The sequence below is a fragment of the Paenibacillus sp. TCA20 genome (genome assembly GCF_000732325.1).
GTDB lineage: Bacteria > Bacillota > Bacilli > Paenibacillales > Paenibacillaceae > Paenibacillus > Paenibacillus urinalis.
This window is the reverse complement of the sequence record NZ_BBIW01000001.1, coordinates 652,471-665,987: the sequence shown is the minus strand read 5'-3', so window position 1 is coordinate 665,987 and position 13,517 is coordinate 652,471. Positions and strand designations below refer to the sequence as shown.

Sequence of the window (13,517 nt, the reverse complement as noted above, 5' to 3'; positions counted from 1 at the left end):
TCTATTATTCTCCACTTACCTATTTAAAATATGCAGTCAGATTCTTAGCCGTATGGCGATTTATCATATTTTTCTTTAATGAAGTGAAAAGCTATAGTAAAATTTGTAATATTCGAGTCAACTAAGGCGTGTCTTAAAACTCTTTTACTGTAAGTATTAATACACACCTAATAAATACTGAAAAGAGTGATGGGTTTGCTTCGCAGATTTTTCTCCTACTACAGGCCGTACCGGCTTCTTTTTACCATTGATTTTATGTGCGCAGTTATCGCTGGACTAATGGAGCTCGGATTTCCTCTCGCCGTCAATTATGTGGTGGACGAGCTGCTCCCTTCAGGTGATTTTGAGAGCATCATCGTGGCCTGTACCGGTTTGCTTGCAGTCTATGTTATTACTGCGTTTCTTCATTTTATAGTGACCTATTGGGGCCACATGCTCGGTATTAATATCGAGACCGATATGAGGAGCCGGATGTTTGATCACCTACAGAAGCTTGGCTTCCGATTCTTCGACAACAATAAGACAGGGCATCTTATGTCACGCATCACGAATGATTTGATGGATATCGGGGAGATGGCTCATCATGGCCCAGAGGATTTATTTATCGCGGTTATGACCTTAATCGGTGCATTTCTGCTCATGCTCGGCATCAACTGGAAGCTTGCAGTGCTTACTTTTATTATTGTACCCATCGTCATATGGCTGGCCCTGTACTTCAATACCAAGATGACCAAGGCCTTCCGCAAGCTCTACGGCAACATTGCTAACTTCAATTCCCGTGTAGAGAATACAATTGGCGGAATTCGTGTTGTACAAGCATTTGCGAACGAGGGTTTTGAGAAGAAGCGCTTTGAGCAGGATAATCGTGAGTTCAGGCTGACCAAGCTGTTCAGCTACAAGATTATGGCCCAGAATATTACGATCAGCTACATGCTGACCAGGAGCATCAACTTGTTTGTGCTGATCTGTGGAACATGGTTTATTTTACAAGGGGAGTTAACCTATGGACAGTTTGCTGCCTTCTTATTGCTGACCAATGTGTTCTTCCGTCCAATCGACAAGATTAATGCGATTATTGAGAGCTATCCAAAAGGCATTGCCGGATTTCAGAGATACATCGAACTGCTGGATACGGAGCCGGATGTTAAGGACAGTAAGGATGCTAGGGAAGCACCGGATTTTGAAGGCAATATTCATTATGAGAATGTCTCGTTCAGTTACGATGACGGCTCCAAAGTACTCAATAAGATCAATCTCAGCATTAAAGCAGGAGAGACCGTCGCTTTTGTAGGTCCCTCGGGCGCGGGCAAGACGACAATTTGCAGTCTGCTTCCGAGATTCTATGAGGCATCAGAAGGGAGGATCACCATTGATGGCGCGGATACGTCCAAGATCACTCTAGCCTCCCTCCGCAAACAGATTGGCATCGTCCAACAGGATGTATTTCTATTTGCAGGTACGGTCCGGGAGAATATTGCCTATGGCAAGCTTGATGCAAGTGATGAGGAGATATGGACAGCAGCGAGACTTGCACAGCTGGCACCAACAATTGAAGCGATGCCGGAAGGAATGGAGACCGTAATCGGGGAGAGAGGCGTGAAATTATCAGGAGGACAGAAGCAGCGGATTGCCATCGCACGAATGTTCTTAAAAAATCCGAAGATCCTTATTCTCGACGAAGCGACTTCGGCACTGGATACAGAAACAGAAGCGGCGATCCAGCAGTCCCTTGCCGAGCTGTCACAAGGAAGAACCACACTCGTCATTGCCCATCGACTGGCTACGATCAAAAATGCAGATCGCATTATCGTAGTTACGCCGAATGGAATTGAAGAGGAAGGAAGTCACGAGGAGCTGGTAGCGAGAAGCGGAGTATACAGCCGCCTGCATACGGCACAATTCAGCGAGCTTAGCTGAGTATAAAAACTTTTTAAGTTAGTTAAGATTGAAGAGAAGACAAATTTTACAAAATAAAGCCCACATTTCAAAACAAATTTGTTTCTTAAATGAAAGGGCTTTATTTTTTTGTCATCCTCATGACATTTTGATAGAATCATTATTTGCTGGTATAGCAGGGGTTTGAAGTGATTCATCTAAAAAATGCATTGATTACCTTTAAAATTGGAAATGCTCTCAGCAGCAATAGTTTATAGAATAAGGGTAGAATCTTACAGCTTAGAAGCATTATTCACAAAATCCTCTAGCTCGGAGGAAACTCTGGAGAAAACAGCGATAGATGTTTTCTTCGGCAAATTGCTTTATAATCAGAGATTGAGTTTAATTTTAGAAATTAAGAATGATTTTCCGTCCTGGCACAAACCAAATATTTTGACGGAGGGAACGTTAAATGGCTAACGAAGATGGCAATATGCAAAGCCCATGGAAAACATACTACGGACCAAACTTCGGTTACGTACAAGAACAGTTTGAGATTTATAGTGCTGACCCCGAGGCAGTTGATGCTGAATTCCGCACGCTTTTTAAAGATTGGGGACCGCCTCCTATGGATGTTGGTACCGATCACAATCACGGACTTGCTTCATCAGGTACAGGGAGTAGTGCAAGTTCGGGAGTTGTAGATCTACAGCTGTTACAGAAAGCGGTTACAGCGGGGAAGTTAGTTCAAAATATCCGAAGATTCGGACATTTGGTTGCTGATATCGATCCGCTCCAGCTGGATGTCAAGACAGAAGAGAGCCTGCTCACACCATCCAAACTGGGGCTTAGCGAGCAAGATCTACGAGCTATTCCTGCCTCAATCATTTGGGAGAATGCAGATTCACAGACCATGACTGGATTAGACGCAATTCAGCGATTGCGCGATATATATACAGGGCCACTGGCTTACGAGTTCAATCATATTCAAGATGAAGAAGAGCGTAACTGGCTGTATCAGAGCATTGAGTCAGGTGCTCAGGCTGCTCAGCTGACCTCGGATGAGCGTAAGTCGCTCCTGGCCAGACTTGTGGAAGTGGAACAGTTCGAACAGTTCCTGCACAAGAATTTTGTAGGGCAGAAGTGGTTCTCTATTGAAGGGAACGATGTGCTCGTTCCGATGCTTGATAAAATTATAGAGATCATGGCTGAAGCAGGATCCAGTCATATTCTGATGGGTATGGCCCATCGTGGACGGCTGAATGTGCTTGCGCATGTACTCGGCAAACCATATGGCAAGATCTTCTCGAAATTCCACCAGGCGAACAATAAAGATCTTGTTCCTTCGGAGAGCTCATCTGGCGTTAATTACGGATGGACGGGAGACGTGAAGTACCATCTGGGTGCAACGCGCTATGTGAAAAAAGGCGAGGTCGTTCAAGCCAAGATTACGATGGCGAATAACCCGAGTCATCTTGAATATGTGAATCCTGTGGTTCAAGGCTTTGCACGGGCAGCTCAGGATGACCGAGGACAGGCAGGATATCCGAAGCAGGACGTTACTAAGGCAGCAACGATTATAATGCATGGAGATGCTGCATTCCCGGGAGAAGGAATCGTTGCCGAATCTCTGAACCTGAAATCGCTGAAGGGATACCAAAATGGCGGCACGATTCATATTATCGTAAACAATCGGATCGGGTTCACGACAAACAGTGATGCATCACGTTCAACGATGTACTCCAGTGACTTGGCTAAGGGATATGAGATCCCAATCATACATGTGAATGCAGACAACCCTGATGCGTGTATGGCAGCAATCCGCCTTGCGAGCGAATATCGTAACAAATTTAACAAAGACTTCCTGATCGACTTGATCGGATATCGCCGTTATGGACATAACGAGACCGATGATCCGGAAACAACTCAACCACTCGTGTACAGTAAAGTGAAGAATCATCCAACCGTATGTGAGTTGTATGCGGAGGTTCTGGTTCAGTCGGGAGCTGGTGAGAAGGAGCTGTTGACGAATCTAAGAAATGCGGCTCAGAACCAGCTGAAGCAGGCCTATGATGAAGTGAAGCAAGGAACTGTAAGCCATGAGGAAGTACATGACAAGGTCGATGCCGGCAGCACCGAGCTGCAAAGACCGGAGCGGCTGACTAATGCGCAAACGGCAGTTCCGATCGAGAAGCTGCGCGAGATTAATGCTGAGCTGCTTAAGTGGCCGGAAGGCTTCAAGGTATATCCTAAGCTACAGCGTATTCTGCAGCGACGCCAGAATGCTCTTAACGAAGGTGAAAAAGTGGATTGGAGCTTGGCGGAAACACTCGCTTTTGCTACCATTCTGGCTGATGGTAAGCCAATTCGGATGTCAGGGCAGGATTCCCAGCGGGCTACATTTGCTCATCGCAATCTGGTGCTGCATGACTCCGAGACGGGCGATTCCTACAATGTACTTCATCGTTTGCCGCAAGCCAAGGCTTCCTTTGCTCTATATAACAGTCCTTTGTCAGAGGAATCTGTGGTAGGCTTTGAGTATGGATACAACGTTTATGCACCTGAGACGCTGGTCATATGGGAAGCACAATTCGGTGATTTTGCCAACTGTGCTCAAGTATTGTTCGACCAATTTGTATCTTCTGGACGTTCAAAATGGTCCCAGAACTCAAGCCTGGTGATGCTCTTGCCTCACGCAAGTGAAGGCCAGGGACCGGAGCATACGAGCGCAAGACTGGAGCGCTTCCTGCAAATGTGTGCAGATGATAACTGGATTGTTGCGAATCTGTCCAGCAGCGCGCAGTACTTCCACCTGCTTCGCCGTCAGGCTGCACTAACGGAGACAGATGATGCGAGACCGCTCGTGCTGATGTCGCCGAAGAGTCTGATCCGTAACCCGCGTGTAGCTTCTCCAGCTAAAGAGTTTAGCGAAGGCAGCTTCCACTCGGTGCTCGAAGAGCCGATTCTTGGAGCAGCTCCTGATAAGGTGGAGCGTATCCTTCTCTGCAGCGGCAAGATCGCGATCGATCTTGAAGAGGCAATTGATAAGGAAAAAGGTGAGGATTGGTCCTGGCTGCACATCTTGCGGGTGGAACAATTGTATCCTTTCCCTGAACAAGAAATACGTCGCTTCCTCGCCAGATTCCGTAATGTGAAGGAAATCGTCTGGACACAGGAAGAGCCGAAGAATATGGGAGCTTGGACATATATGGAGCCAAGACTTCGTGATCTATTACCTGCAGGTGTTAAACTTGATTATGCAGGCCGTCCTGAGCGTTCCAGTCCGGCGACCGGCTTCCAACATGTACATGTCGTGGAGCAACAGCAAATTTTGTCCAAAGTATTGAAGCAAAGTTCAAAGAAAAATATTCCACTGGGGAGGTAGCTTGCTGTGAGCGAAATTAAAGTACCGGCTATGGGAGAATCCATCACGGAGGGAACAATATCCAGATGGATCGTTAAAGAAGGGGATACCGTCAATCAAGGAGATGTACTGCTTGAAGTAGAGACGGATAAGGTCAACATTGAGATCAGTGCGGAAGAGAGCGGAGTCATTACAAGCATCCTTCATCAAGAAGGGGACACGGTACAGATTGGTGAGACGATTGCACAGTTAGAAGCAGGAGCAGGAGCCAAAGAATCAGCTGCGGCTTCTGCACCACCGGCTCCGGCGCCACAAGCTTCAGAAGCACCACCGGTCTCGGCACCTGTGAAGAATGAGCCCGCTCCCAAAGCAGAGGAAGAAGGTGCCAATGGCTATACAGCCACGCCTTCTGCTCGTAAATTAGCGCGTGAACGCGGAATCGATCTCGACCAAGTGCAAACCCGGGATCCGATCGGACGCATCCATTCTGATGACGTAAAATCTCATGGTTCTGTACCGGCTGCTCCAGCAGCAGCTCCAAGCAAGCCTGCTAGTGCACCTGCCCCAGCAGCAGAAGTAAACCCTGGGAAATCGGTTGAGCGCTCCAAAATGTCTCGTCGACGTGCGACCATCGCTAAACGCTTGGTTGCAGCTCAACAGACGGCGGCGATGCTTACTACTTTTAACGAAGTTGATATGACCGCTATCCTGGATGTACGTAAACGTCGCAAAGACAAATTCAAAGAAAAGCATGATGTCGGACTCGGCTTTATGTCTTTCTTTACCAAAGCGGTTGTAGGTGCCCTTAAACAATTCCCGCTTGTTAATGCTGAGATCGACGGGGACGACATTGTCGTGAAGAAGTTCTATGATATCGGTATTGCGGTATCCGCGAAGGAAGGGCTTGTCGTACCAGTGGTACGCGACGCAGATCGCCTCAGCTTTGCTGAAATTGAACGGAATATCGGAGAGCTGGCTTCCAAAGCACGTAGTAACTCCTTGTCTCTTAATGAGCTGCAAGGCGGAACATTCACAATTACGAATGGTGGAATCTTCGGATCATTGCTCTCTACACCAATATTGAACTCACCGCAGGTTGGTATTCTCGGTATGCACAAAATTCAAGTGCGCCCTGTAGCGATTGATGATGAGCGTATGGAGAACAGACCTATGATGTATATCGCGCTGTCTTATGATCATCGAATCATTGATGGAAGTGATGCAGTTCGATTCTTGGTTACTGTGAAAGAATTGCTTGAAGATCCGGAATCCCTTCTGCTAGAAGGATAATGCCAAGGTTCTCTTGAATAAATAAGGACAGGCCGCAACGTTTGCTGCGCCTGTCTTTTTTTATACCGTGATGGAGTTCAATGAGAAATATTTCAAGGGGGAGATTGGAAATGAACAATGATCTGAGGTATCCGATTGGTTTGGAAGTAGAAGATTCACCTACTGAAGAGAACCGCAGGATGTGGATAGACAACATTAGAATGCTTCCAGCGAGACTGCAAGAGGCAGTATCAGGATTATCGGATGAACAGCTCGCTACGCCGTATCGGCCTGAAGGCTGGACAGTTCATCAAGTCGTTCATCATGTTGCAGACAGTCATATGAACAGCTTTATTCGTTTCAAGCTTGCGCTTACCGAGAATGACCCCGTTATTAAACCCTATGAAGAGTCTTTATGGGCGGAGACAACTGATGTATCCAATGTGCAGATAAACGCTTCCTTGTCGATTCTAGAAGGCCTGCATTCGCGTTGGACCGCTCTACTGGAGTCCATGAGTGCTGAGCAATACGATCGTACTTTCTATCATCCTGGATTACAGAAGAAGCTGACTCTGGGAGAGTGTGCGAGATTGTACTCATGGCATAGTCTGCATCATACGGCGCACATCACATCGCTGCGCGAACGTATGAATTGGTAAAGAAGAATAGCCCTTCTGCTCAATGCAACGTTTGGACGGCATTGGCAGAAAGGCTATTTTTGATACACGGCGGGAATACTCTCTAACGGCTAGAAGCTATGCTCGCTGCTGCATATGCTGCTCCAGCCAATCTACGATATGCTGCTCCACTTCCTTGCGGTTCACCTCGTGCAGCATTTCGTGTCTTCCATCAGGATAGAGCCGATATTGCAGATCGGCAAATTGCAGCTCCCGATAAGTCTCAACCAGACTCATAACCCCTTTGCCATACATGCCCACCGGATCCCGCTGACCCGAGAAGATATACACTGGCTTATCCTTGGGGATCTTGCTCATATGTTTGGGCAGATGGATCTCCATTAACAGATCGAAGAAGCACCGGAAAAAACGAGTGGTACATATCGCCCCGCACATCGGATCCTCAACGAATTTTTTAACTTCCTCTTTATCATTGGATAACCAGTCAAAAGGGGTGGCTGCAGGACGAAAGGCGCGGTTGTATCCGCCAAAAATAATTGCGTTCAAGAGAAGACTGCGATGCTCTTGCCCCTGTAAGCCGGCTTGTAGGGCAGCCAGCCTTTGACCAAATTTGAGAAGACCCCGTTTGCCATTCGTTCCTGACAGGATGTAGCCATCAAACAGATCAGGATGTGCATACATCAGTTTCTGAGTAATAAATGACCCCATACTGTGTCCTAACAGAAATAGCGGCAATTCAGGCTGTTCTTTGCGTATAAATTCACCAAGTTCAGCAACATCCTTTACCATCCAGTTGAACACATCCGGACCGCCGTCGCCCAGCATGCCTTGTGCCATGCCTGTTAGACCGTGACCGCGATGATCGTTACCGTAGACGATATATCCATGGTCCGTCAATGTACTGGCCAGCTCTTCATAACGCTTCGCTGTTTCACACATACCGTGAGCAATTTGTACGATCCCTTTGACCGGTATATGATCCTCCGGAGTCCAGCGATATACAAAGATATTGACTTCGTCACTATCCAGCAATTGAAACGTGTATTCCTGCATGACCGAGTAGCCCTCCTTGATGATTGGCTTGTTCCAGCCCTATTTTACGGAAGATAAGAGCGCAGCACCGTAGCTTCACCAGATAGTTGGTAGCTCCCGAGGCTGGAAGGAATCAAGTAACATTGACCCGCTGTAAGGGCAAGACTTGCTCCGTCATTCCATGCAAGACTGCCAGTTCCGTCACATACGACGAGTATAGTGAAGCTGTCCTCGGTCGTATTTAGATTCCATGTTCCCGAGACAATGCCTTTCTCCACCACAAAATAAGGACATGAAGCAAGAGTAAGCCACTCTCCTGGAACGGCATGATTCGTCTTCATGGATGTTGCCCCTGTAGATTCAAACTTCGTTACATTCAGTGAATCTTCAATATGTAGTTCCCGGGGCTTACCGTCGAGTCCTGGTCGATTGTAATCATATATACGGTACGTGGTGTCTGAATTCTGCTGAATTTCGGCGACGACGACTCCAGCGCATAGGGCATGGACCGTACCTGCTGGTATAAAGAAGGAATCGCCTGCCTCAACCGAGACCTCCTGCAGTGTATCCATTACCGTGCCGTTATTCAGGGCAGTGCGGAGCTGATCGTAGGTTACTTGTTCTTTGAGCCCGTATATGATCTTGGCACCTGGCTTGGCATCAAGTACATACCACATTTCCGTCTTTCCAAGCTCTCCCTCGGGCAGTCCTTCATAATCATCAGTCGGATGCACTTGGACAGACAGATCATCATTACAGTCGAGCAGTTTAATGAGCAGCGGGAATCGGCCGCCCTTTTCAGAAACGCCTTTTGTGCCGAGCCATGAATTACCGTATTGCTCTCGAATCTCGTCAAGTCCTGTGCCAGCAAGCTCGCCATTCATGACTTTGGTTGTTCCATTTGGATGGTCGGCGATCATCCAGCCTTCGCCAATATGCCCCTCGGGAAGAGATAAACCGAATTGCTCTAGAGCGCGTCCTCCCCAGACTCTCTCTTTAAATTCAGGTTCAAATTGCAATGGGTATGGTGCTGTCATACTGTCCTCTCCTTAACATATGAAGTTTATAATGATTTTACCCGGGAACCTTGAGATTACTTTTTCTCAATGGCAATAAGATATGGAGATGTTTCTCGCTGCAGCTGTCTATATATGACCGCTTGTCCAACGTCTGTAGGCAATTGAGATGCCCACTTAGAGACGCTGGTCGCTTCTTCATCTCCACCGTGGTGCCCTGGGTAAAGAACTACTGTTAATATGCCTTTGGGTCTGAGAAGTTCCAGAGCGGCTGTCACAGCCGTGATGGTGCTCGAGGTTTCAGTAATTACGCTATGATCGGCATGCTCTACGGGAAGATAGCCCAAATTGAACATCACGGCACCAATCTGTCCATGTTTGTCCGTCGGAATGATCTCTTTCATATCTGCATGGCTGCAGCAGAAGAGGGAGAAGGGAGCAAGCTTGTCCATGTTCGCTGCGTTGTTCAGCTTGGCGGAAGACAAGCGGATGGCCTCCTCCTGAATATCGAAACCATAGACGTGGCCTTTTGCACCTACGGTCTGAGCCAGGAACAAGGCATCTGATCCTGTCCCTAGTGTTGCATCTATTGCATAATCGCCGGAACGCAGTCGGGCTGCGATCCATTGATGGGCACAGCTGAGTACCGAAATAAAACCCATATCAAGCTCTCCTCCAATATTTACCCTGCCATGTATCACGTGCACGGAGCTCAGCATCAATTCCGTTTAACACTTCCCATTTTTTCATGGACCACAGGGGTCCGATCAGCAGATTTCTAGGAGCATCCCCGGTTAAACGGTGGACGATCATTTCTGGAGGCAAAATCTCCAGGGAATCCACGATCAGCTTAATGTACTCCTCCTGTTCCATGAACCGAAGCAAACCGGCCTCGTATTGCTTAACCATAGGTGTCTTCTTCATGAGATGGAGTAAATGGATCTTGATGCCCTGCACGTCCATATGGGCCACCGCACGCGTCGTCTCCAGCATCATTTCATGTGTCTCTTGAGGGAGACCGTGAATGATGTGGGTGCATACCCGAATGTTTCGTTTTCTCAGTTTCTCCACCGCTTCCTCATAACACTTCGTATCATGAGCACGGTTAATGAGCTGGGAGGTGGATTCATGAATGGTTTGAAGCCCCATTTCAACCCATAGATAAGTACGTTCATTAAGCTCAGCCAGATAGTCTACAACATCATCCGGCAGACAGTCCGGCCTTGTAGCGATGGACAACCCAACGACACCAGGCTGCTTGAGAATCACTTCGTAATACTCGCGAAGCTGCTGAACAGGCGCATAAGTATTGGTATAAGCCTGGAAATATCCAATATACTGGGCGTTTGGCCATTTTTGATGCTGTCGGTCTCTGATCGTGTTGAATTGGGTAATTAGATCATCACGTCTCGAACCGGCAAAATCACCGGAACCACGTGCGCTGCAGAAAGTACAACCGCCTTTGGCTATGGAGCCGTCCCGATTGGGACACGTAAATCCAGCATCCAGCATGACTTTAAATACTTTATTATCAAACTGCTCACGCATCTCATGATTCCAAGTGTGAAATCGCTTATCTCCCCAGAGCAGCGGAGGAGTTGAAACTGGCATATTCATTAGGAAACTCCTTTGTTGATTCATCAAACTCAATACAGGTGAATGAAAAGTGAGGGACACTCAAACTCCTTTTTCCACTTTTTCTATTGTAACAAAAAGCGCTCGTAATTGGGAATTTTCCTGTACAGGACAGCAAAAAACAAGGATAAAAAGGGCAAAAAAGATAGCGCTTACCTCTTGCAAAACATTACACAGTTATGTTATATTTTAGTTGAGGTCAGACCTTGAAAAACACACTAATTTTTCGCAGAATTCATACATTTTTTTCGTCTCGGCCATACTATTCGTGAGGTGATTAACATGAATTCAAGTCTAAAATCAAGCGGGCACAAAATCTCTGTCGAGCTTACTGCAGATGAAGCATTGGCGCTAACTGGCGTTAAATTTAACGGAAACCCACAGGTAGAAGCGATTGCTAAGAAAAAAATAAGAAATGCTTTTGAAAAGACATTTGATTTTTCCACCCAAGATAAGGTAGACTATGAACTGTTAAAGTAGTTGGACCCCAATTCCAAATATATTTGAAGAAGGGATCGTGCTGTGCACTCTATGTGCAGCGTGCGATTCCTTTTTCCTTTTCAAATGGTTACAATTTCAATCGTATATAAAGACTTTACATTTGAATAATATTTAGGCACAATTAATGCCGGAACATTTTACTGAAAAATCGGAGGAGAGACATGCGTTTACGCGGCAGAAAAGGGATTCGCGAAAGTCTGGAAAGTCAAACGGATCTGGTTATATTGAATCCAGAAGAATATAAAGGCAAATGGGCTGACTTGTTTGGCAACGGAAAGCCGATCCATGTTGAGTTTGGAATGGGTAAAGGACAGTTCATTAGTCAAATGAGTTACCGCAATCAAGAAGTGAATTATATCGGTATTGATATGTACGATGAGCTCGTTCGTCGTGCCAGCGATAAGGCTAGAATAGCTTGGGCTGAGGAAGAGGTCGAGACGCCTCCTAATTTGAAGCTGGCTCTGGCCAATATTGAGAACATCCTGGATGTGTTTGAACAAGGGGAAGTGGAACGAATCTATCTTAACTTTAGTGATCCATGGCCTAAGTCTAAGCATGCACGGAGACGACTGACGCATCCGCGTTTCCTGGACAAGTATAAGGAAGTGCTGAACAGCCAAGGTCAAATTCATTTCAAAACAGATTCTGAGACTTTGTTCGAGTTCTCGTTAAATTCGTTTGCGGATTACGGTCTCCAAATGACAAATATCTCCCTGAACTTGCACCGGGACGGGCTGAACGAGGAGCATGTCATGACAGAGTACGAGCAGAAGTTCATGGGTAAAGGGATGAACATTCACCGTGTCGAGGTTTTGATTGGTGAGGATGCACTTAAGGAATATCAAGAGATTCGCCTTAAGAAATATCGTTATCAGGAACCAACTGTATAATTAAAGAAGTTGATTCAATGCTAAACACCTTTTCTTCATATAAGAGAGGGTGTTTTTTACGTTGGCAGAAATGATCCAGATGAAAAATAAAATCAATTGGTGGAATTTTTTTAGCTTGTCCTCATAAATATAAAAAAGGTGCCTCATGTGGGCACCCTTTCTGAGTCAACCAATTCAATAATGCTTCTAGCGCTCTGCATAGGATGGAACTTTTCGATTTCGCGAATATGCTGTCTTCGCCTTTGAACGATATCAGAATAATTATTCAGAAGCTTGTTCATCCATTTTTCAACCACTTGAAGCGAGCTTATGGGCTCTCCAAGCCCTAGACCTGTGAAATACTGACAATTTTCTTGCTCTTGGCCTGGAAGCGGATTATGGAAGAGCATTGGGATGCCTTTCGCCAGACCCTCTGAGCAGGTCATACCTCCGGGCTTGGTCACCAGAAGATCCGATACTTCCATTAGCTTGTCGACCTCTCGTGTAAATCCCATTACATGAATATTCGGCTGCTGATAAATGGGGTTACGTTCCATGGCAATTCGTGATTTCTCATTGTTCCCCAGAACATAGATGAATTGAATATCCTTATGCCACTTCGCTAAGTATTCGTTGACAATTTCATCCGTCATCAGTCCCCAGCCTCCACCCATGACGAGAACAGTTGGCATAGGTTTCAGATTAAACTTCTGTCTAATCTCATCATGGCTTGGATGCTCCCAAAAATTAGGGTGAACCGGGATCCCGGTCACTTGGATCTTCTCCATGGCAACACCCCGCTGGGTCAGCTTATCCAATACATCCGAAGTAGAGACCAAATATCGATTCACCTCGGGACTAATCCAGGTTCCGTGTACATCATAATCGGTTATGACGGTACATAACGGCACCTCTAATCCCAATCTCTTCAATCTGGCTATGACTGCGCTGGGAATGGGGTGGGTACATACGATGATATCCGGTTTTAACTGCCGTATGATGCTTCGAGTATGTGTATAGAACAGCCTGTGCAGAGCAAGAGTCGTAAAGCGGTTGATCGGTTTCTTATACTGACTCTTATACATTAGTGCGACGAGCCTAGGTTGATTAGTTACGGTTTTTTTGTATGCATTTATGATCAGTGGAGCAACATGGGGATTAAGAAAACTCCCAAGTTCAAGCACTTTCGTCTGCACATCAGATGAGAGTTTTCTTAAACTGCTCGAGAGTGCGTATGCGGCTTGAGTATGTCCAGCTCCGAATCCTTCAGATAATAACAACACTCTTTTTTTGCTCACTCTCTGTTCACCTGTTCCTT

General features: G+C 46.3%; 11 protein-coding genes. 6 read left to right on the top strand and 5 right to left on the bottom strand.

What is annotated here, in order from left to right; all coding sequences use genetic code 11:
- The first annotated feature begins 195 nt into the window (after positions 1-195).
- The 4 genes from TCA2_RS03090 (at position 196) to TCA2_RS03075 (ending at position 7,167) form a co-directional block, all read left to right on the top strand.
- Complete coding sequence (locus TCA2_RS03090) at positions 196-1,917, top strand: ABC transporter ATP-binding protein (protein WP_047910053.1); 1,722 nt, start codon at positions 196-198, stop codon at positions 1,915-1,917.
- 430 nt (positions 1,918-2,347) lie between these two features.
- Positions 2,348-5,260: a 2-oxoglutarate dehydrogenase E1 component gene (locus TCA2_RS03085; RefSeq protein ID WP_047910052.1), complete on the top strand. Its 2,913-nt coding sequence runs from the start codon at positions 2,348-2,350 to the stop codon at positions 5,258-5,260.
- A gap of 6 nt (positions 5,261-5,266) precedes the next feature.
- A complete protein-coding gene (gene odhB / locus TCA2_RS03080; protein WP_047910051.1) occupies positions 5,267-6,529 on the top strand; it encodes a 2-oxoglutarate dehydrogenase complex dihydrolipoyllysine-residue succinyltransferase in 1,263 nt (420 codons plus the stop codon).
- A gap of 110 nt (positions 6,530-6,639) precedes the next feature.
- Complete coding sequence (locus TCA2_RS03075; RefSeq protein ID WP_047910050.1) at positions 6,640-7,167, top strand: YfiT family bacillithiol transferase; 528 nt, start codon at positions 6,640-6,642, stop codon at positions 7,165-7,167.
- A 96-nt stretch (positions 7,168-7,263) separates the two neighbouring features.
- Here the strand turns inward: TCA2_RS03075 and TCA2_RS03070 are convergent, their stop codons facing one another.
- The 4 genes from TCA2_RS03070 to TCA2_RS03055 are packed head-to-tail and all read right to left on the bottom strand — an operon-like array spanning position 7,264 to position 10,811.
- Positions 7,264-8,199 (bottom strand): alpha/beta hydrolase, encoded by a 936-nt coding sequence (locus TCA2_RS03070; RefSeq protein WP_047910049.1) that lies wholly within the window; start codon positions 8,197-8,199, stop codon positions 7,264-7,266.
- A 44-nt stretch (positions 8,200-8,243) separates the two neighbouring features.
- On the bottom strand, positions 8,244-9,215 hold the full coding sequence (locus TCA2_RS03065; protein WP_047910048.1) for a type I phosphomannose isomerase catalytic subunit: 972 nt from the start codon (positions 9,213-9,215) through the stop codon (positions 8,244-8,246).
- A gap of 56 nt (positions 9,216-9,271) precedes the next feature.
- Entirely contained in the window at positions 9,272-9,856 is a 585-nt protein-coding gene (locus tag TCA2_RS03060) for a class I SAM-dependent methyltransferase (protein ID WP_047910047.1), read from the bottom strand.
- A gap of 1 nt (position 9,857) precedes the next feature.
- Positions 9,858-10,811: a TIGR01212 family radical SAM protein gene (locus tag TCA2_RS03055; protein ID WP_047910046.1), complete on the bottom strand. Its 954-nt coding sequence runs from the start codon at positions 10,809-10,811 to the stop codon at positions 9,858-9,860.
- A 300-nt stretch (positions 10,812-11,111) separates the two neighbouring features.
- On the opposite strand from TCA2_RS03055, the gene TCA2_RS03050 reads away from it, so the two are divergent.
- Positions 11,112-11,309 carry a hypothetical protein gene (locus TCA2_RS03050; RefSeq protein WP_047910045.1) on the top strand — a complete coding sequence of 66 codons (198 nt, stop codon included), beginning with the start codon at positions 11,112-11,114 and terminating at the stop codon, positions 11,307-11,309.
- Between the two features lie 182 nt (positions 11,310-11,491).
- Complete coding sequence (gene trmB, locus TCA2_RS03045; RefSeq protein WP_047910044.1) at positions 11,492-12,220, top strand: tRNA (guanosine(46)-N7)-methyltransferase TrmB; 729 nt, start codon at positions 11,492-11,494, stop codon at positions 12,218-12,220.
- A 143-nt stretch (positions 12,221-12,363) separates the two neighbouring features.
- On the opposite strand, the gene TCA2_RS03040 is transcribed toward trmB, so the two are convergent.
- Positions 12,364-13,497, bottom strand: a complete 1,134-nt coding sequence (locus TCA2_RS03040; protein ID WP_047910043.1) for a UDP-N-acetylglucosamine--LPS N-acetylglucosamine transferase — start codon at positions 13,495-13,497, stop codon at positions 12,364-12,366.
- Positions 13,498-13,517: the final 20 nt, after the last annotated feature.